23 protein-coding genes and 4 tRNA genes are annotated in these 20258 nt (G+C 44.2%); 7 read left to right on the top strand and 20 right to left on the bottom strand.

Going from position 1 to position 20258, the window contains the following annotated elements; all coding sequences use genetic code 11:
- Nucleotides 1–163: 163 nt before the first annotated feature.
- The 5 genes from AY605_RS10605 to rpoD all read right to left on the bottom strand — a co-directional run bounded on the left by AY605_RS10605 (nt 164) and on the right by rpoD (nt 5082).
- Nucleotides 164–1348 carry an iron-containing alcohol dehydrogenase gene (locus AY605_RS10605; protein WP_064096364.1) on the bottom strand — a complete coding sequence of 395 codons (1185 nt, stop codon included), beginning with the start codon at nt 1346–1348 and terminating at the stop codon, nt 164–166.
- A gap of 1 nt (nt 1349) precedes the next feature.
- Nucleotides 1350–1883: a hypothetical protein gene (locus AY605_RS10600; protein WP_064096363.1), complete on the bottom strand. Its 534-nt coding sequence runs from the start codon at nt 1881–1883 to the stop codon at nt 1350–1352.
- Between the two features lie 74 nt (nt 1884–1957).
- Nucleotides 1958–2617 (bottom strand): lipoyl(octanoyl) transferase LipB, encoded by a 660-nt coding sequence (gene lipB, locus AY605_RS10595; RefSeq protein ID WP_064096362.1) that lies wholly within the window; start codon nt 2615–2617, stop codon nt 1958–1960.
- 149 nt (nt 2618–2766) lie between these two features.
- Entirely contained in the window at nt 2767–3054 is a 288-nt protein-coding gene (locus AY605_RS10590) for a YbeD family protein (RefSeq protein WP_064096361.1), read from the bottom strand.
- A 114-nt stretch (nt 3055–3168) separates the two neighbouring features.
- Complete coding sequence (gene rpoD / locus AY605_RS10585) at nt 3169–5082, bottom strand: RNA polymerase sigma factor RpoD (protein WP_265732885.1); 1914 nt, start codon at nt 5080–5082, stop codon at nt 3169–3171.
- 374 nt (nt 5083–5456) lie between these two features.
- On the opposite strand from rpoD, the gene AY605_RS10580 reads away from it, so the two are divergent.
- Entirely contained in the window at nt 5457–5663 is a 207-nt protein-coding gene (locus AY605_RS10580) for a PA3496 family putative envelope integrity protein (RefSeq protein ID WP_064096359.1), read from the top strand.
- Between the two features lie 71 nt (nt 5664–5734).
- A complete protein-coding gene (locus AY605_RS10575) occupies nt 5735–6259 on the top strand; it encodes a YecA family protein (protein WP_064096358.1) in 525 nt (174 codons plus the stop codon).
- A 63-nt stretch (nt 6260–6322) separates the two neighbouring features.
- Here AY605_RS10575 and AY605_RS10570 read toward each other — a convergent pair whose 3' ends face one another.
- The 4 genes from AY605_RS10570 to AY605_RS10555 form a co-directional block, all read right to left on the bottom strand.
- Nucleotides 6323–6754, bottom strand: a complete 432-nt coding sequence (locus tag AY605_RS10570; RefSeq protein WP_064096357.1) for an ABZJ_00895 family protein — start codon at nt 6752–6754, stop codon at nt 6323–6325.
- Between the two features lie 29 nt (nt 6755–6783).
- Nucleotides 6784–7401: a DedA family protein gene (locus AY605_RS10565; RefSeq protein ID WP_064096356.1), complete on the bottom strand. Its 618-nt coding sequence runs from the start codon at nt 7399–7401 to the stop codon at nt 6784–6786.
- 87 nt (nt 7402–7488) lie between these two features.
- Nucleotides 7489–7767, bottom strand: coding sequence for a hypothetical protein (locus AY605_RS10560; protein ID WP_064096355.1), 279 nt, complete (start codon nt 7765–7767; stop codon nt 7489–7491).
- A gap of 207 nt (nt 7768–7974) precedes the next feature.
- Nucleotides 7975–8907: a rhodanese-related sulfurtransferase gene (locus tag AY605_RS10555; RefSeq protein WP_005265894.1), complete on the bottom strand. Its 933-nt coding sequence runs from the start codon at nt 8905–8907 to the stop codon at nt 7975–7977.
- A 188-nt stretch (nt 8908–9095) separates the two neighbouring features.
- Between AY605_RS10555 and AY605_RS10550 the strand changes: the two genes are divergently transcribed.
- The 4 genes from AY605_RS10550 to AY605_RS10535 all read left to right on the top strand — a co-directional run bounded on the left by AY605_RS10550 (nt 9096) and on the right by AY605_RS10535 (nt 12708).
- A complete protein-coding gene (locus tag AY605_RS10550; RefSeq protein ID WP_064096476.1) occupies nt 9096–9581 on the top strand; it encodes a DUF1289 domain-containing protein in 486 nt (161 codons plus the stop codon).
- Between the two features lie 45 nt (nt 9582–9626).
- The gene (locus AY605_RS10545) at nt 9627–10238 is read left to right on the top strand and encodes a LysE family translocator (RefSeq protein WP_064096354.1); all 612 of its coding nucleotides are present in this window, start codon (nt 9627–9629) and stop codon (nt 10236–10238) included.
- Between the two features lie 113 nt (nt 10239–10351).
- Complete coding sequence (locus tag AY605_RS10540) at nt 10352–12145, top strand: DUF2157 domain-containing protein (RefSeq protein WP_064096353.1); 1794 nt, start codon at nt 10352–10354, stop codon at nt 12143–12145.
- The gene (locus tag AY605_RS10535; protein ID WP_064096352.1) at nt 12142–12708 is read left to right on the top strand and encodes a GDYXXLXY domain-containing protein; all 567 of its coding nucleotides are present in this window, start codon (nt 12142–12144) and stop codon (nt 12706–12708) included. Before AY605_RS10540 ends, AY605_RS10535 begins: the two co-directional genes overlap by 4 nt.
- Nucleotides 12709–12776: 68 nt before the next feature.
- Here AY605_RS10535 and panD read toward each other — a convergent pair whose 3' ends face one another.
- From panD to AY605_RS10480, 11 genes are all read right to left on the bottom strand, one after another.
- On the bottom strand, nt 12777–13157 hold the full coding sequence (gene panD, locus AY605_RS10530; protein WP_008307603.1) for an aspartate 1-decarboxylase: 381 nt from the start codon (nt 13155–13157) through the stop codon (nt 12777–12779).
- 144 nt (nt 13158–13301) lie between these two features.
- On the bottom strand, nt 13302–13883 hold the full coding sequence (pth, locus tag AY605_RS10525) for an aminoacyl-tRNA hydrolase (protein WP_064096351.1): 582 nt from the start codon (nt 13881–13883) through the stop codon (nt 13302–13304).
- Between the two features lie 19 nt (nt 13884–13902).
- On the bottom strand, nt 13903–14199 hold the full coding sequence (rplY, locus tag AY605_RS10520; RefSeq protein WP_004645781.1) for a 50S ribosomal protein L25: 297 nt from the start codon (nt 14197–14199) through the stop codon (nt 13903–13905).
- 98 nt (nt 14200–14297) lie between these two features.
- Nucleotides 14298–15251 (bottom strand): ribose-phosphate pyrophosphokinase, encoded by a 954-nt coding sequence (locus tag AY605_RS10515; protein WP_064096350.1) that lies wholly within the window; start codon nt 15249–15251, stop codon nt 14298–14300.
- A 36-nt stretch (nt 15252–15287) separates the two neighbouring features.
- Nucleotides 15288–15362: transfer RNA gene (locus AY605_RS10510), tRNA-Gln, on the bottom strand.
- Between the two features lie 92 nt (nt 15363–15454).
- Nucleotides 15455–15529: transfer RNA gene (locus tag AY605_RS10505), tRNA-Gln, on the bottom strand.
- A gap of 19 nt (nt 15530–15548) precedes the next feature.
- Nucleotides 15549–15623: transfer RNA gene (locus tag AY605_RS10500), tRNA-Gln, on the bottom strand.
- Between the two features lie 26 nt (nt 15624–15649).
- Nucleotides 15650–15724 (bottom strand) — tRNA-Gln (locus AY605_RS10495).
- A gap of 2 nt (nt 15725–15726) precedes the next feature.
- Entirely contained in the window at nt 15727–16554 is an 828-nt protein-coding gene (gene ispE / locus AY605_RS10490; RefSeq protein WP_171254961.1) for a 4-(cytidine 5'-diphospho)-2-C-methyl-D-erythritol kinase, read from the bottom strand.
- Between the two features lie 21 nt (nt 16555–16575).
- Nucleotides 16576–17154 (bottom strand): lipoprotein insertase outer membrane protein LolB, encoded by a 579-nt coding sequence (lolB, locus tag AY605_RS10485; RefSeq protein WP_064096348.1) that lies wholly within the window; start codon nt 17152–17154, stop codon nt 16576–16578.
- 7 nt (nt 17155–17161) lie between these two features.
- Nucleotides 17162–18874, bottom strand: coding sequence for a tetratricopeptide repeat protein (locus tag AY605_RS10480; protein WP_064096475.1), 1713 nt, complete (start codon nt 18872–18874; stop codon nt 17162–17164).
- A 79-nt stretch (nt 18875–18953) separates the two neighbouring features.
- Between AY605_RS10480 and hemA the strand changes: the two genes are divergently transcribed.
- Nucleotides 18954–20243, top strand: coding sequence for a glutamyl-tRNA reductase (hemA, locus tag AY605_RS10475; RefSeq protein ID WP_064096347.1), 1290 nt, complete (start codon nt 18954–18956; stop codon nt 20241–20243).
- Nucleotides 20244–20258 lie beyond the last annotated feature (15 nt).

Raw genomic sequence — 20258 nt, 5'->3', positions numbered from 1 at the left:
TCTACTTTAAAATTACGGCTTTTGCTAGCTATTTTTTAAATTTAGATTTGCACGAAGTGTGCCATTCGTAGCAAAAAACGGCTATTTCCTGCAAGATAAAAGCCCGATGTCTAAAAAAACATCAGGCTTTAAATTTTTGCTATATTGGCTTATTTTTCAGTAATTACCAAGCCTTTTTTAAGATTGATTTTAAATCTTCCAGGTTGGCTTCTTTCGGGTTGTAAATGATGGAACCATCATTTAGTGCTTTTTCAGCAACTTCATCGAGCTGGGCTTCAGAAATCTTACCGGTTTCACGTAATGTACGTGGTAATTTGGTCAGACTGTAAATCCGGTCACGCATGGTCATAATCGTTGCAATGGTTTTGTCAGCACGTAGATGCGCCGGTGTTTGTGCATAAATATCTGCACCAGCCAAAGGTAAGAGTAGATCTGCAATTTTGTCACCATTGACATCTTTGTTGTATTCCAGCACATAAGGCAGGAATAGGTTCATGCATAAACCATGCGGCAAGTGAGCCACTGCACCTAATGAGTGACCGAGAGAATGTACAATGCCCACCATTGAGTTGGAAAATGCAATGCCCGCCATGGTCGATGCCTGAGCCAGTTCCAGACGGCCTTGTGCATCGGTAGGATTGTCCAATACATTAAATAGGTGGGTGCTGATCTTCTTGACGGCAGCGGTCGCATAGGCATCCGAAATCGGATTGGCTGCCATACAAGTATAAGCTTCGACTGCATGGGTCATGGCGTCCATCGCAGTCATGGCAGTTAAATGCGGCGGCAAGGTCTGGGTCATGCGTGGATCTAGAATCGCGGCATGCGGCATCAGATAATAAGAAGCGAACGGCATTTTGACATTCTTTTCAGTATCCGACACGACAGCGACCATGGTCACTTCTGAACCTGTACCTGAAGTGGTTGGAATTACAAAGAACGGTTTCAGCGGTTTGGGCAGGTTATGTGCACCTGAGTATTTCAGCAGATCATCACCCCCTTCAGAGACCAGAATATTGGTCGCTTTGGAGGTGTCAATAACTGAACCACCGCCCACGGCAATGATCGCATCACAGTAATTTTCACGGTATAGCTTTGCCGCACTGCGAACTGTACCCAAACTGGAGTCGGGTGGTACATCATCAAAAATGGCGACAATTGCAGCATCTGCCATTTCAAATGCAGCTTCAATCGGTGCCAGCAGATTGTTGGCGCGCACACCTTTATCAGTAATGATCAGCGGACGTTTTGCTCCCAAGGTTGCAAGTTCAAACGGAATATGTTCTAACGCGGCATGGCCGGCAATTATTTTGACCGGACAGAAAAATTCATAATAAGGTTTAGCCATGTTATACACTCCGTTTCAAATAGGATTGAGCGATTTTCAGATAAATGCTGCTCGCTTCACTTAGTTTTTCTTTTAGGCTCAGATTGTTTGGATATTCTTTAACAGCCAGTTGAGCCACCATTTTCGGCAAAATCAGGGCTTCCATTTTATTCAGGCAGCGAACCAGACGAATGGCATTGGAAATATCGCCATCAGCAATCATGCGGTCATTGGCAAAAGCTTGAGAGGTACTTTCCTGAAAAGAAAATACTAAAAAGGCATGGTGCAGGTGCTTAAAGGTAATGGTCAGATCGGGCGCTTTTTCCAGATTTTTCACCAGTTCCAGTTGTTTATCCTGAGTGACCCGCGCCACAAAGGCCGGGCCGTGCGGAAAAACTTTCATGGAAAGACTAAACTTCACTGGAAAATTAGACACTTCCTGTTTTATTTCTTCATCCACCTGACTTGCCATGACCAGACCTCGGCCAATCACATCCATCATGAGTTTGACATAGGCAAGCTGCAAAGCGGGTTTTACGGATTTAGTTGCAATCACGTGATGATCCCTATCTCAATATTATTGGTTTAGAGTAAATACTCTAATTTATTTAAGGGTGAAATGCAAAGGCTTTATCTTTGCTCGACAGTTACCTGATTAAAGTAACCGCTGTGGTGCAAAGTTTCAATAATTTCAGTGCACAACTGATTGAATTGGGGCGGCTGGTCTAGGAGGTCACTCATGCGTACCATTTCTAGTCCTGCATATCCACAAGGATTAATGGTATTGAATCCGCTCAGGTCACAATCCAGATTCAAGGAAAGACCATGATAACTGCGGCCTTTACGAATTTTAAAACCGAGAGAACCTATTTTGCGCTCAGCCACATATACCCCGGGTGCATCTGGTTTGGCATAGGCATCGATGCCATATTTTTTTAGTAGATCAATCATCAGGTTTTCAGCATAAGACACTAGTGTGCGCACATTCCAGCCCAGGCGATTCAGGTCAAACATGAAATAAGCCACCAACTGGCCTGGACCATGCCAAGTGACCTGACCACCACGATCGGTCTGAATTACCGGAATACTGCTCGGTATTAGAATATGTTCTGGTTTACCTGCCTGACCTTGGGTAAGGACATCATGATGCTGCAGAATCCACAATTGATCAGGGCTATTTTCGTCACGCGTTTCCGTAAATGCTTTCATTTCCAGAAAACGATCTTCATACAGGGTAAGATCATGATATTGACGAATGATCAGCTCGGGCTTTTGCAGCGCATCAGTCACAGGGAGGGTCCTTGATAATGAAAAATACTGCCAATAATTATAATGATTTCGGCATGAAATAGGGGTGAGATCAACAATATTTAAGCCATAGCTCAGCTTTGAATGGGCATAAATAAACACGCCCGGAAGCGTGTCTTTTGTGTTTTTGATTAAAGTGCTGTTTTAATCAACGGACATGCTGCCAAGTCAGCATATACTGCATGAACCTGTTCTAGTTCCAGGAAGCGCAGCTGGGCAGTGATCGAATGATATTTACCAGTACGTGAAGGCGTTACAGTCATTTGGCTGCCATCAAAGTCAGGAAAATGCTTTACAAAAATATCATTCACGGCCTGATGGAGTTCTTCGCCAGCCAAACCAATTAATTTAATTGGATAGTCCATTGGGAACACCCAAAGATGTTCTTGAAGTTCGCGAGATGGTGTACGGTCTAACATGGTAGTCCCCCTGATTTGAAACGCCTGCAATGATGCAGGCGTTTGGGTCTGTCTTAGCTACTTAAAATGGAGACTGATGATTAAATTTCAAGTCTCCACATCACGTATCAAATCTTAATCATTCTCAAGGAATGAACGTAAGTGTTCAGAACGCGATGGATGACGAAGCTTGCGTAACGCCTTCGCTTCAATCTGACGAATACGTTCACGTGTCACGTCAAACTGTTTACCTACTTCTTCCAAAGTATGGTCGGTCGGCATGTCGATACCAAAACGCATTTTCAGGACTTTGGCTTCACGTTCAGTGAGGTTTTCCAGAACTTCACGTGTTGCTTCTTTCAGGCCTTCAGATGTTGCCGCATCAATCGGTGAGGTGATATTGCTGTCTTCAATGAAGTCACCCAGATGCGAATCTTCATCATCACCGATTGGGGTTTCCATCGAAATTGGTTCTTTCGCAATCTTCAGAACTTTACGTACTTTGACCTCGTCCATTTCCAGACGTTCACCCAGTTCTTCAGGAGTCGGTTCACGGCCCATTTCCTGTAAAAGCTGACGAGATACACGGTTGATCTTGTTAATGGTTTCAATCATATGGACCGGAATACGGATGGTACGTGCCTGATCCGCGATTGAACGGGTAATCGCCTGACGAATCCACCAGGTAGCATAAGTGGAGAACTTGTAACCACGACGGTATTCAAACTTGTCTACCGCTTTCATCAGACCGATGTTACCTTCCTGAATCAGATCCAGGAACTGCAAGCCACGGTTGGTGTATTTCTTGGCAATCGAAATTACCAGACGCAAGTTTGCTTCAACCATTTCCTTCTTGGCACGACGTGCTTTTGCTTCTCCCACAGCCATGCGTTTGGCAATGTCTTTAATACCTTTCACATCAAGACCTAGCTCTTTCTCGATATCGGCAATCTTTTGCTGGAAGGCCAATACGTCTGGACGTACTTTTTCCAGATAGGCTCTCTGGTCTGCAGGTGTTTTCGCGATCTGTTCGTCTAACCATGCCGGATTCGATTCCTGACCAGGGAAGCTGGTACGGAACTGGGTACGGTCCATGCGGCCACGGCGTACCGCATAACGCATCACTTCACGTTCTGCACCGCGAATCTGGTCATGCGTGCCACGAATCATTTCAGAAATGATATCAAATAGACGCGGAGTGAATTTGAACATCATAAATACGGTGGCAAGGGCCTGCAAGGCTTCTTCAGCCTGTTTGCTGTCACGACCATGTTTTTCAATGGCTGCTTTGGTATTCAGCCACGCATTTTCGAGTTCAGTGAAACGCGCTTTGGCAATTTCAGGATCTGGCCCAGAATCTGCTTCTGATTCGTCATCTGACTCAGCTTCTTCTTCCTCTTCATCATCGTCCAGTTTTACGTCTTTGGTCGATTTGGTCGAGTCAGTCTCATCAGCAATAACGGTTTCTTCTTCTAGAACTTCAGGAATTTCTTCATCTGACTCGGGATCTAAATAACCGGATAAAAGGTCAGCAAGACGGCGTTCACCCGCTTCATAATCTTTGTATTCTTGCAGTACTACTTCAACCGCATTTGGCCAGTAAGCAATTGAATGCAAAACATCACGAATACCTTCTTCGATGCGTTTTGCAATGCTAATTTCGCCTTCACGTGTTAAAAGCTCTACGGTACCCATTTCACGCATATACATACGCACTGGGTCAGTTGTACGACCTGGCTCATTTTCTACAGATGCAAGTACTGCTGCAGCTTCTTCCTCCGCAACTTCATCGGCAGCTTCTGCAGTGTCCTCGAACATCGTATCATCAGATTCAGGCGCGCGATCATGTACAGGAATACCTACATCATTCAGCATCTGAATAATGTCTTCAATCTGCTCGCTTTCTGTGATGGAGTCCGGCAGATGATCGTTAACCTCAGCGAAGGTTAAGTAACCTTGTTCTTTGCCTCGGCTAATCAGAGCCGCTACTTGAGAAGTAGGGGAAGTCATATCGCTCATCTTTTGCTTACTCTTCGTTGAATCTGTGATAGTAAAAAAATCGTACAACTATGTATGCACGATTTAAGCTCATTAAATTTAGTGAATAGCCTACTTATTTCATCAGGGTAATTAGCATTAAAGCTCACTGATAAAATATTTAAAATGAAATTCAGTAATTTAAGGTGGGGATGAATTTGTTATTTTCAAGTCCAACCCATGCATATGTATATTTGACCAAAAAAATGTGTAGTCAAAAAACATAAGGACGCAGGGTGGATTATATCATGCCACACAATGGAGCTAGAAAAAAAGCCCTATTTACAATTTTAACATAGGAAAATTTAAATAAAACTTGACTTGTGATTATAGGCAAGATAAATAGCGCTAAAACCATTTACATTTTTCACTATGAGGAAGTTTTAGTGTCTTCTACAGATTTTGAACTAGATGATAACTTCGGTGAGGATGATGTTAATTTCGATGAGGCTTCCAGTAAGCTGAGTGCCAAAGAGTCGTTGGAAAAACGTCGTCTGATTGATGATTTACTTTCACAGCGTCGCTTGGAACGCGAACTCAAAGATTTTGACTACGACTTCGACGATGACGATGACTTTGATGACGAAGATTAACGAATTCGGATTTAGCATCGCCTGAATAAATGCTATGCTAAACCTTTCGGTTTTCTAAGTTTGGATGTTAGATGAGTGCTTTAGATTTAGACCTGTTGAGTGAGTATCTAGATGGTGACCAGAATGAACACGGTCTAGATTTCGCAGCAACCCATGGTTTCTTATGTGCTATTGCAGTAGGCCCAAAATTTGACAAATGGTTAGACGAACTTTTTGATAACAATCAAAAGAAAGTGCCTGCAGAAATCATCAGTCAGGTGAAAGCATGGTTAGAGTCTATTCGTCAAAGCTTAGCCAATGAAGAAGGGATTACATTCCCATTTGAAATTGAAGAAGCAGATACCGAATCAAGCTTGGGTGACTGGAGCGTGGGCTTTGTAGATGCCATGTTCCTGAACGAAGAGGCTTGGTTTACTGAAGAGTTTGAAGAACAACTGGTTGATTTAACCTTGCCAATCATGGTCTTCAGCGGCATCGATGATGAAGATCCACAAATGGAAACTTTCCGTCGCAACGGCCAGTTAATGGATGAGCTTGCAGAAGAAATTCCAGAAAACCTGAATGAATTGTATCTGATGTACCACACGCCAGAATAATTCATAAAAAAAGCACCGTACGGTGCTTTTTTTAGCTTTGGACTTTTACATGGGCAAAGATATTCAATCCCGGTTTTTCTCCAGGCCTGCGCGTTTGGACAAACTATAGCGGGCATAACCATTGTAGGCGATATGGAACAGCAAGGCATGTAAGGCAATGCTGACAGCCACCAGAAATGAATTGGGTCCTCTTCCTGTATAGGCGATGGTTCTATAAATTTCATCTGTCTGAGGGGACATCCAGATCAGCACAAATAAAAATATAAACTCAAAGGTCATGGCAATAATCGTAGAACCCCAGATGAGTGGTTTTTTCTCCTTCTGGGTTGGCAAGCGGTGTTGGTGTTTAACGAAGTACCTGGCACTGAGAAAGGCCGAAGCAATCAGTGCAGGAATCAGGAGAATAGCGCCCAGACCAAATAAATAGACGAATAGGCCCACCAATAGAACCAAGATCAGATAAACGGTGGCAAAATATTTCAGATAATGCGACATCGTTTTGACCTCCTTATGCTGAGGTGTATTCAGGATGGACGATTTTTACGCTGCTGTCTACGGTAGAAAGCCCAGGCAATAATTACGATAACAATCGCAATAATCACATAACTGACTTTACTGAAAATCTGATGCATCAACTGCTGGTTTTCGCCAAAATAAAACCCGACACAGGCCAGAAATGTGGTCCAGATGATGGTTCCAAGTGCGCTATAGAACATGAATTTCCAGAAAGGCATATGACTCATACCTGCAGGAATACTGATCAAGGAGCGAACAGCAGGAATCATGCGGCCAAAAAACACAATCCGGTGACCGTACTGCTCAAACCAGTTCAATGATTTTTTTACATCTTCTGATTTAATAAATAAATATTTGCCATAACGATCGACAAATTTAAAAATAGAGTCATGGTTGAATTTATAGCCAATCCAGTACAGCAAAGCAGCTGCTAGTAAGGAGCCGATACAGCCAGCTATGATTACTCCAACCAGTACCAGCTCACCTTGAGAGGCTGAATAGCCCGCAGAAGGCATAATGATTTCAGACGGGATGGGCGGGAAGACATTGTCCAGGAACATGAGCAGGGCGATGCCCCAGTAGCCCAGTTGCTCCATGATGGAAATAATCCATTCGGTCAGATTCATATGATTGGCAAAATAAAAAATACTGCCTGTATCCTAAGCAGTATTTTTGGTGCGGTAAAGTCTTGGAATATAAATGCTCAGACAGAATCAGCTATGCGTCAGCGTATAAATATAAACTTTACGTAAGAAATAGGCCAAGCACACCGGCAAAATACTCAGCAGGATAAAATGTATGATACCGGTATTGATATGGTAACCAATGAACAGCGCCAAAATCGCGCCAATAACCGTTCCCAGAATAACGACAAATAAATGTGACTGATGTTCAAGCTCCTCAGTAATTTGATGAAGTCGTTGCAGCTTTATATTTTCTTGAGGTTGGAAATGAACCAGATTTTCTGAATCTTGAGCAAGTGAGCCTGGCATTTTATATTCCTTTTCATTTAAAAATTTCAGTTAATAATGAAAGACTTAGCATGTAAATCACCGTATCATTAGACTAACAATCTTGTTTGAAAAAAAATGAGGTTCTTGGTAAAGGATTGGTAAGAGTTTTATTACAGTTGTAATTTTTATGTAAACAAAAAACCCTCCGAAGAGGGTTTTTATATGATTTTATTACAAAAGATAGAATTAAAGACGTTTACGTTTCGCCGCTAAAATTTGTGACTGACGCATACGGAAACCCTCTTTTTGTTTCTCCGTGGTCTTGTCAATACAGTACACACAAGAAACGCCATGTTCATAACTTGGTAAGGCCACTTCTTCTGGAAGTAAAGGCCAGCCACAAGCATGACATTTGGTATTTTGACCTTCTTCAACACCATGTGTTACAGCAGTACGCCCGTCAAAAACGAAGCATTCACCTTCCCACATGCTTTCTTCAGCCGGGGTTTCTTCCAGGTATTTTAGAATGCCACCTTTCAGGTGATACACTTCTGTAAAGCCTTCTTGCAGTAGAAGTGAAGTAGATTTTTCACAACGAATACCACCAGTACAGAACATGGCAATTTTCTTGTCTTTGTGCTGTTCCAGATTATTTTTCACATATTCAGGGAATTCGCGGAAGCTTTCAGTTTTCGGATCAATCGCACCTTTGAAAGTCCCTGCCTTGTATTCGTAATCGTTACGGGTATCAACTAGAATCACGTCATCACGTGCAATCAGCTCATTCCATTCTTTCGGATCAAGATAGTGGCCCACCAGATCACGCGGTTTCACTTCCACACCCAAAGTCACGATTTCTTTTTTTAATTTAATTTTCATTTTACGGAATGGCTTTTCAGAACTGTCAGATTCTTTGTATTCCATTTCGTTAAAACCTTCATTTAGAAGGAACTGGTGAATTTGATCAATCGATGCACGGTCGCCTGCAACTGTACCGTTGATGCCTTCACCTGCCACAATTAGAGTACCGCAAAGGTTGATGGATTTTACCAGGTCCAAAAGACGTTGCTGAAGATCGGCAGGATCTTGAACTTCTTTGAATTGATAAAGTGCGGCAACAACCCAACCAGTCGTCGCTTGCTGTTCTACAGGTGCAAGCTGTTCTACAGTAGCGTTCATGGAATACTCCAACGTAGCATGATATTTGAAAGGCGCACATTTTAGCTTGATTCGAGTGAATAAGCGAGTAAAACACGAGGCTTTTAACAGGCTTCAATTCAGGGAGGAGAGCGTGTATAGTCATGCCCGACCCAGGATTTTGTGCAGTAATGCAGATACTGAAAGTTGCAGTATCTTTGGAGTATGTTTTGAGTTCAGATCGTCGTATTGCGTCATTAACCCCATGTGCAGGGCGTTGCTCGACCGTATTTGGTGATGCGGTATGTCGTGGTTGTCGCCGTTTTAATCATGAAGTGATTCACTGGAATACTTATAGTGCCGAGCAGCATCGTGCCGTGTGGCAGCGTCTGGATGCGCAACTGGACCAGATTCTGGTACCACTGTTGCCGCATGCCGATCTTGCCAGGGTACAGGCCTTTGTGCTCTCAAAACGGGTACGTTTGCGTAATGATGCTTCCAAAGGGCGCAAGCTGTATCATGCTTTAAAGCTGTGTGAGAAAAACCGGCATTTTACTGACGATAGTGGATTGGGTATTCATTATAAGCAGGTGCGCCCACTTTGGGATGAGTTCGAACGCCGTATTTTGGCCTTGGCCACCGCCAGCTATGATCTGGCTTTTCTACGGGCAGATGGCATCAGTCAACATCTGAGTCATATGCAAGAGGAGGACTAAGTCCTCTTTTTTATGCAGCAAAATAATAACAGCTGAGGGAATGGCGTGAATATCAGTGAATATATCCTGTATTGTCTGGCCGTCGTCCTGATGATTGCCACACCGGGACCGGTGATGCTACTGGTTGCCAGCGTAGGATTAAAAGGTGGCTATGCTGCAGCTTTAAGAACCATTTTTGGTACCAATTTTGCCTCCCTGGTGTTAATTGCTTTATCTGTATTAAGTTTGAAAGGTTTACTGGTTATCAATGCGCAATGGCTAGATGCTATCAAGCTGCTGGGCTGTCTCTATATCGGCTATCTGGGGCTGCAGATATTCCGGGAGGTTTTCTTTGAGCAAGCAGAGATAACTCAAGAAAAGTTATCTCCGGTACGTGGCGGCTTTCAGCAAGGTTTTCTGGTCGGAATTTCTAATCCGAAAGACATTATTTTCTTTGCGGCTTTTTTCCCCCAGTTTATCGGGATTACGCCCACTCTGGATTTAAGTTTAATAATGCTAACCCTGAGCTGGATCGTACTGGATTTTCTGACTTTATCTTTGGTTTATTTGGGCTTTAACCGTTTGCGTCATTCTCGTCTATATCCACACTTGCTGGCATTGTGCGGTATGGTCCTGGTCATTATTGCCATTTATGGGATATATCAGGTTCTTATTTAATTAAAAAAATTAAGATTGATACACTGAATGATAAGACAGGTTCTATGGCCTAGGCTGGAATTACGGCCAAAAATCATGTTAAGGTAAAATCAAATAAAAGTGCACAGATTAGAATGTCTAAAATATTGCATAAGTCAGACAATCCATTTTCACCGTTGTTATTCATTCAACCTGTTGTCATTCAATACCTGCAGATCATTGGCATTGCGCTAATCGCCATCAGTATCATATATCTGCTGGCAGCAAACTGGTGGATGTTGCCGAAATTTGTGCAGCTGTTTATTCCTCAGATTTTACTGCTTGCTTCAGCGATACTGAGCATACGCTTGGATACCCAGGCTGCCTTGCGGCAAAGTCTGGATGCTGTTTCTGCTCTGATGCTGGGGCTGAGTCTGGCTGTCATTGGACAGATTTATCAGACGGGTGCTGACAGCTATCAGTTATTTCTACTTTGGGCTGTGTTGCTATTGCCTTGGCTGTATCGGCCTAATATTGGTGTATTTGTCTTATTTTGTCTGGTAAGCCAGCTGGCGCTGTATTTTTATTTCAAACAAAGCTTTTGGCTGATACGTGCTGAAACAGCTTATTTTTTGATGTTGAATATTTTTACAGGATTAAGCTTTCTCTTTGCTCTGCGCTATTATCCGGTCTTACGTTATCTGTTTATTCTGCTTATTGTATTCATTTCAATATTGAGTATGTTTCGATTTATCGACTCGAACTCGATCTGGTATTTAGGTTCGGTATTGATCCTGCCAATTTTATTCAGTCGCTATTTTTATGCTCGCCAGCAACAGCTTGAAACCAGTTTGCTGGTCGCAGGTGTGGCGCTGAGTTTTAGTGTGCTGATTTTTGATCTGACCCAGCAATACCTGCAAGAGTCGGCCTTGAGTTTACTTGTGCTGGCGATACTCATTTTCGGCTGGTTTGCAGGAATCAGTACTGTGCTGATGAAACTGTTACCTAAGAGCAAATTTTCTTTCATCCCAATGGCGTTAGGTGCCTGGATTGCCGGTGTAATCCTGGCGGTTCTACTGCTGACTTATTGGGAAAGTTTTTCCATTTTTATGGGGATTATCTTCATTGGGGTTGCATGGTGGCTGATTCGTGTCAAAAATTCTATTTTTCTGCGCCAGTTTGCATATTGTCTATGGGTATGTGGCCAGGCGGCTATCCTGATTCATGGCGAATTACTAACGGAAAGTTGGCCGCTGATCTGGCTGATTCAGCTGGGAATGATGCTGGTCACAATCTTAAGCCGCATACACTGGTGGATCGTCTTTCTGCAATTACTATTGACACATGTTCTGACCATTATAGCTTTATATTCAGTGCTTCATAATGATCATCTGATGACCATTGCCATGTCAATCAACTGGCTGGTTCTGATTGTGGTTTTGGTCACTGCCGGGTACTGGTTGCAGTCTCAATATAGCCGAAGTATCCAGTTATGGAGCATTTGCGTACTGGCAGCCATGGCAGTGTTTCAAACTCTATTCCACTTGGATCATCGGCAGATAACTGAACATGGCGCTAAAAATGTCATGGTCTTCTATATTCTGCCGGCAATCTGGTTATTCTGCTTTATACTTGTGCAGCGACATCAATTTACTCGGCATGATTTATGGCTGATACCAGTCTTGGGCACAATCCTGATCTGGCTTGGCTATTTTGAAATTCTGGTTATTTTGATGTTAATGGCCTGGGCAATTGCCTATCGGCAGTCTTTGATTCAGGCCTTATCCATCTTGCTGCTGATCTTCTGGTTATGGATGCTGTATTATAATCTGGGTTTAAGTTTCCTGTTTAAAAGCATCAGCATTTTTGCCTCAGGAATATTAGTCTTGGGGCTGGCCCATATTTTAAAACAGCCAAAATCACAACATGCTCAAGGAGAGACAATATGAAAAAGTTGCTTCCTTTGCATTTGGCTATTTTTAGCATCGCCTTATTTTGTGGGTTGATTCTGCAACATGAATGGCATTTACGTCATAGCCAGAGTATTTATGTAGAGCTGGCTCCTGTGGATCCGCGATCAATTCTGCAGGGGGATTATATGGCTTTGAACTATAATCTGCACTTTAGTGCGACAGCACCTGAAGATGCTACACAACAGCCTGTACCTGAGATCAGTATCAATGATTTTAACAATCAATCGCATATGATGAGCTATGTACAGCTGGATCGGCAGCGCAGAGTTATTAAAACCAGTTTTAATCGAACTGAGCTGGATCAGTCTAAAACTTTAGCCCGATTAGTTCTGAAAAATCCGCGCAATACATTTGACGGGCTTTATCCGGCTGCCAACAGTTTTATGTTCGCCGAAGGCCTTGAGCCTTGTTATCGCAATGCCAAATTTGCCGAATTAAAAGTACAAGATGATGGCAAGGCTTTGCTGGCAGATCTGGTTGATGATCAGCTTAAAGCCTTAAATTGTGAAAGCCGTAAAAACTGGTGGCAGGGGAGTTAATTCTATTTTTATTCATCCATAAAAAAAAGTCCGCTTTTCGCGGACTTTTTAGAATCTTATCTAAAACCTCAGGCAACTTGTACCGGAATGCAGTTTGCTGTGTGATTCACGGTATTGTCTGGATTGGCATAGACTAAGCGTGGCTTGTGAGCATTTGCTTCAGCTTCAGTGAAATCACCGAATGTAGCAATAATTACGATATCACCAACATCAGCCTGATGCGCAGCACCACCATTCACAGAAATAATCCCTGAATTGTCTTCGCCACGAATTGCATAAGTTGCAAAACGTTTACCATTGGTCACGTTCCACACATGAATTTCTTCGTATTCACGAATGCCAGCCAAATCCATCAAAACGCCATCAATTGCACATGAACCTTCATAGTGTAGTTCTGCATGTGTAACGTGAGCGCGGTGAATTTTGCATTTTAATAAACGAGATAGCATGGCTAGCGTCCCCTGAGTTGACCTAAGAGTTTGATCATTTGGTTAAATCAATCTTGCTTGCTGTATGGTGAACAATCGAGCAAACGCATTTTGCGCTTAAATAAACTTTCTGGCAAGCGGAATTGTCCAGCAATTTTTGAATGTTCAGTTCGGCTTATATGCGTTGATTTGATTCATGGCTTGCTGTACTTCACCGTTCACCAGCATTTTTGTGCGGGCGAGGGCATGGGAAATCGCATCATCCATTAAACGCTGTTCGCTGCTAGGCGCTTTACTGAGCACATGGCCGGAAACACGGTCTTTGGCACCTGGATGACCAATGCCAATGCGAAGGCGATGGAAGTTTGGACCGATATGCGGCACGATATCGCGTAGACCATTATGACCCCCGTGACCACCGCCAGTTTTCAGGCGAATGATGCCAGGATTCATATCCAGTTCATCATGGGCAATCAGGATTGATTCAGGTGCGATATTGTAGAATTTGGCGAAAGGAACAACACTTTTACCGGAAAGATTCATAAAAGTTGTTGGGAGAAGGAGACGGACGTCTTGACCTTCAATATTGCCACGACCGCTAAATCCGTTGAATTTCGGGTCTTTTTTAAGATTAATGCCATATTGGTCTGCAAGGCGTTCTACGAACCAGAAGCCTGCATTATGGCGGGTTTGGGCATACTCAGAACCTGGGTTACCCAAACCTACAATCAGTGAAATATTTGACACTAATTTACACCATTAACACTTATGCGCGTTTGAAGTCAGCGTGCATTGGTGTGTTTTTAGCTGGGTGACGTTGTAACGCTTGGATTTTCACGCTTTCAACTTTACCGTCTACATCAATTTCGATAACTTCTTCAAAGAATGAATTGTTTTCTAAGAATTTAACAAGCTGACGAAGCTCAACAGTAATTGCTACAGGAGCAGCTTCACCACCGTAGATGATTGCAGGAACTTTAGCTTGAAGACGAAGGCGGCGGCTCGCACCTTTCCCTTGAACTGCTTCTTCACGTGCTGCTGCGTTTAATACGAAGTTTGCCATGATAGACATCCTATTTAAGTTAAATGAACCAGACTTGCGACCAGTCTGGTGAGTAAAAGCCCTACCAAATGGCAGGGCTTTGAAAATTCAGCGCTCTATTATAGATAAGAATCGAACATTGCGCTAATAGATTCTTCGTTGTTGATACGACGAATTGTTTCGGCAACCATGCTGGCTACTGAAACCTGGCGAATCTTACCCAGTGCTAAAGCTTCATCTGAAAGAGGAATGGTATCAGTCACAACCAGTTCATCAATTACAGAATTCTTTAAGTTTTCAAGTGCTTTACCAGAAAGTACTGGATGTGTTGCATATGCAACCACCTTGCGAGCACCGAAGGTTTTCAATGCATCAGCAGCTTTGCATAGCGTACCAGCCGTATCTACCATGTCATCAACAATGACACAATCACGATCTTTAACATCACCAATCAAATGCATCACTTGTGATTCATTCGCTTTTTGACGACGTTTATCGATGATTGCAAGATCGATATCACCCATTTGTTTCGCAACAGCACGTGCGCGCACTACACCACCCACGTCAGGTGAAACCACCATCAGGTTGTGATGCGATTGCTGACGAAGATCAGCTAAAAGCGCAGGAGTACCGTAGATGTTGTCTACAGGGATATCGAAGAAGCCTTGGATCTGGTCAGCGTGCAAGTCGATCATCACAACGCGGTCAATCCCGACAGTAGTCAGCATGTCTGCAACGACTTTAGCGGTAATTGGCACACGGCTTGAACGTGGACGACGGTCTTGACGAGCATAACCAAAATAAGGAATCACGGCAGTAATACGACCAGCACTTGCACGACGCAAAGCATCAGCCATCACCAGGATTTCCATCAGGTTATCATTGGTTGGGGCACAAGTAGGCTGTACGATAAATACGTCTTTACCACGAACGTTTTCAGTAATCTCGACAGCAATTTCACCGTCAGAGAACTGACCTACAGAGGCAGCGCCTAGAGGAATATGTAAGTGACTTACGACTTTTTGAGCGAATTGTGGATGCGCAGATCCACTAAAAACGACAAGATTGGGCATGAAGCACCCTTGGCGGTTGGGATATATGGGAATAGATGGCAGGGGTAGCTGGATTCGAACCAACGGATGCCGAGATCAAAACCCGGTGCCTTACCACTTGGCGATACCCCTAATGCGGCAGAACTTTAATATTTTTGCGGTAAAGTGTCAAGGTAAATTAACAGTCTTACAGCAAATGAGTGCTCTGTCTTTTTTCGAGAAAATGGCAGGGGCGGCTGGATTCGAACCAACGGATGCCGAGATCAAAACCCGGTGCCTTACCACTTGGCGACGCCCCTAAATTGATGAACTGTAAGATGGCAGGGGTAGCTGGATTCGAACCAACGGATGCCGAGATCAAAACCCGGTGCCTTACCACTTGGCGATACCCCTAATACAGTACATCTACAGGTGAAGAATGGCAGGGGTAGCTGGATTCGAACCAACGGATGCCGAGATCAAAACCCGGTGCCTTACCACTTGGCGATACCCCTATCTACACTTTAAACTGAACTAAAGGTGATTCTTGTAAACTGTTGACCAGGTAAGCTTTACATGGTGCATTTGCAAGAATATCTTCGATATTCAGATTTTCAGTGACTTCAATAAACACACAAGCACCTGTACCTGTAAGCTTTGCTTTTCCGAACTGGTCGAGATATTGCATTGCTTCATCGACTTCAGGATATAAGCTTCTTGCCAGTGGCTCAAAGTTATTTCCAAAATCAGATGGCGTTTCCTGATAGGCGCAAAATTTAGAGCTCTTCGTGTCTCTTGTCAATGCTTTTTGCGAAAAAAGCAGTTGAGTGCTGATAAAACAATCAGGTTTTAACACAATGAATTTTTTTTGATCTAAGCCTATGAATGTTAAGTGTTCACCAATGCCTTCAGCCCAGGCATTTTTACCATGCACAAATATCGGGACATCTGCACCTAGTTTAACCCCGAGATCTGCAAGTTGCTCAATATTTAAACCGCACTGCCAGAGCTGGTTGATCACAATCAGGGTCGTCGCTGCATTGGAAGACCCTCCACCCAGACCTGCACCCATCGGAATGTTTTTTTCCAGACGGATCTTTAGCCCGCAAGGCGTTTTGGCATAAGGCTTCAACAACTGTATTGCCCGATAGATTAAATTCTGTTCCAGATCGACAGAGGCCAGACCTTCAATCTGAATCGCATTATCGGCGCTTGGTTCAAACTCCAGCCAGTCATACAGGTCAATCAGCTGAAAAATACTTTGCAGCTCATGATAGCCATTTTCACGGCGACCAGTAATATGTAAAAACAAATTCAGTTTAGCAGGCGAGGGAACACGAATTATCATGGGCTGGAATCAGGTCAATTAACGGTTTTCAATGATCATTGTAATACGGTTTTCCGTGCCATTTTCAAGTGACTGCTTTAAAATCAAGCGGTTTGGCATTCTGGCCTGCGCATTGTAATTAAGATCGACTGTCCAGCCCTGTTCCATAATCTGGCTAATCCGTTGCGTGTCGTCTTTTTGTAATTTTGCAGAGGGAGTTGCAGGGCGGGCCTGTACCCAGTCCACTAAATAACTGATCGGTGCTTGCCAGCCGGTTGCCCGTTGCAGTAGTTCTTCGGCGCTTGCTGCCTGAATCAGACCTGTTTTGGCACTGTTTAAGGTTACTTGCCCCGGGGTGCCAGAAATCTGGGTTTTACCCACGCCTAAGATACCGCTGAGCTCAATATCAAATTCTTCCTGCTGTTGTACCCAGGTAAAGAATGCACTGCCAGTCTGTTGAGGCGTGCGAACACCAATTTTACCTTGCAGCTGGAATTGATTGTCTGCTTGGACAGAAGGCGTCACGGGCTTTTGTGGATTGATCATCTGCTGACAGCCAGTCAAGAATAAGGCAGTTGCTGCAAAGGCACAGCAACCCAATTGGCTCAAATTGCGCATAAATAAATTAACTCGTTTGGGTTTGTGGTGCTAACAATAGCGAATTAAGTTGTTTCAATTCTGGGTCATTTGGATGATTTTGTTGTAATTGTTGTAACACTTGATGAAATTGTTGCAGATCACCTTTCATGTATAACGCACGGGCATAACGCACGCCAATCTTCACATTCGGGTTCAACTGATAAGCTTTGTAGAGCACGTCCGCAGCCGTGGCAAAGTCATTCTGTAAATAACAGATATAACCATAGGTATCCAAAATTGATGCCTGTTCTGGTGCATATTCCAGTGCCTGTTCGACATAGCGACGTGCTTCTTCCAGACGGCGGTTCTGCATCGCCAGAGTATAGGCATAGGCATTCAGATAGGTCGGACTATTCGGTTCAATGTTGAGTAAAGTAGTGAGTAGTTCGTCCAGCTTGACGCGATCCTGGTGCGGGTCCAGTAACAGGACTTGCGCGTAAACCAGTTCAGGGTCATCCGGCAGATTTTTGCTGGCTTCTTCCAGCAGGCGAATAGCGGCTTTTTTGTTCTGCATACGCGTCAAGATATCTGCCTGGGCCAGATAGAGAAAGCTGGCATGTTGCGGATAATTCACCCTTTCCTGGGTTAAGAAACGCAGTGCATCATGCAGTTTATCCTGCTGGGCGAAAATTGAGATTATATTGCGACGTGATACGGTATACAGACTGCCATCGACCAGACGGTAATAGGCTTTAGCCGTTTCATAATGCTGTTTGCGTTCCGCATTGACAGCCAGATAGTAATAGGCTTCGTTCTGATACTGCGCAGAATAACGCAGTTCGACCAGATATTTTTCGGCCTTTTCGTACTCTTCCAGATCAATGCTGGTCAGTCCGGCAATAAACAGGGCTTCTTCAGCAGTCGGCCATTTCTTTAGAATATCCTGCAGTTTTTTCAGCGCCAAACTTGCTTCATTCAGTTTGACCAGATATTTGACCTCAGCCAGACGCACGTCCAGATTATTGCGGTGCTTGCGGCTGGATTTTGCATACCATTCCCGTGTGGCATTGGTATCGCCTAACGCGTTGAGCAGGTTGGCCTTCATTAGAATATAACCGGTTGCCTTTGGACGTTTCTTCAAGGCACGGTTAATCGTGTTTAACGCCTGTTCCAGCTGGCCATTTTGTGCTTCCAGGCCGGCCACAAGGACGAGAATAGACGGATTGTCCCGAGCCTTGGTGGTGCTTAAGGCCTGAATCAGATAAGTACGATCCTCTGTTCCTTCGGGTGAAATCCCTGCCAGAATTTCTTCCAGATCGGCGCTATCATCAATTTGCAGGATTTTTTCCAAGGTCTCTGCAGCCAGTTCATACTCATGCGCTTTTAAAGCAATATGCGATAAATAAAATAGGGCAGGGACATCTTGCGGTTCTTGTACCACCCAGTGTGTGGAAATGTCCAGAGCCGCCTGCAAGTCATTATGTTCTAGTGCGACATTTAACGCGCGCTGTTTGACTGAAGTGGAATTGCTCTTGATCGCCAGCACCGTATAGTTGTGCAAAGCAGTGGGAATGTCATGGGCAGCGATGGCAAACTCGGCCATCATACTTTGTTTTATCGCATCATAATTATGATTTGCATGGTAAACTGCTTCCGCTGCATAGAGATGTGCAGTCGAAGCCATGCTACCCACCAGTAGGAATGTGGTAGAATATTGCTTAATTGTAGGGCCGTTGATACGGCTGATTGTTTGACGCAATTTTTTCTTGATCCAAGTAATGCTTTTTATGACACCGATGTTGCACAATAGCATAAATTTAGTGAAATGATGACCTGATATGTCTTTCTTTGCATTGGGTGTCAACCATCAAACTGCCTCTGTAGAATTGCGGGAACAGGTGGCTTTTAACCCTGAAAAGTTAAGAGACATTCTTGCCGAACAAAGCCAGCACCCTGAACTGAATGACATGGTGGTGGTGTCTACATGTAACAGGACCGAAGTTTATGCCATGTCAGAAAACGCTGACATGGTGCTGAACTGGCTCGCCCAAAAAAATGGGGTGGATGTCAAGCAACTGCAGCAGCATGTCTATCGTTACGAAAATGCGCAGGCAGTAACTCACTTGATGCGTGTCGCCAGTGGTCTGGATTCACTGATGTTGGGTGAACCGCAAATTCTGGGACAGGTCAAAACCGCCCTCTCTTTGGCCAAAGACTCTCATACAGTTTCGCGTGATCTCAACCGGATTTTTGAATATGCCTTTTATGCCGCCAAACGCGTGCGTTCGGAAACGGCTGTCGGCAGCCATGCCGTCTCGATGGGATATGCGGTGGCGCAACTTGCTCTGCAAGTATTTAGTCACCCTGACAAGCTGACCATTATGATCGTGGCAGCCGGGGAAATGAACAGTCTGGTGGCCAAACACCTCGCAGAGATGGGGGTAGGCAAGATCATTATCTGTAACCGTACCCGCGAGCGTGCGGATATTCTGGCACAGGAAATTGCACATCGGGTTGAGGTCGAAATTATAGATTTTGATCAGCTTGCAGAAAATCTGCATCGTGCCGATGTCATTTCCAGTTGTACCGGCAGTTTGCATCAGGTGATCCATTTTGCCGATGTGAAGGCTGCACTGAAAAAACGCCGTTACCAGCAGATGCTGCTGGTCGATCTGGCCGTACCGCGCGATATTGATGCCAAAGTAGAAAGCCTGGACGGGGTTTATCTGTATGGGGTCGATGACCTGCAAAGTGTCATTGAGGAAAATCTGGCACAGCGGCGTCAGGCTGCGGTTGAAGCCGAGATCATGGTCAATCAGTTGGCTACAGAACTGCTGACCCAGCAAAAGGTCAAACAGGCCGGGGCGACCATTCATGCTTACCGTGACCACGGGGAAACATTACGTCAGGAAGAGCTGGCATTGGCAATGCAGCGTATTGCCAAGGGCGAAAAGGCGGAAACGGTACTGGCCGATTTTTCACATCGCTTAACCCAAAAACTGTTGCATCCAACTTCTATTGTGTTGCGTGAAGCAGCCAAAGCGGAAGATCCTGCCTATTTTGAGCTGTTACAGGAAGAACTGGGCAATGTAGTTGCGAAGCGTCGTAAATCCAGGCACTCACTGTAATCAGCATGATGAGAG

It is taken from the genome of Acinetobacter sp. SFD (assembly GCF_001647575.1).
Classification (GTDB): Bacteria; Pseudomonadota; Gammaproteobacteria; order Pseudomonadales; family Moraxellaceae; genus Acinetobacter; species Acinetobacter pecorum.
This window is presented reverse-complemented; position numbering and strand designations above follow the sequence as displayed.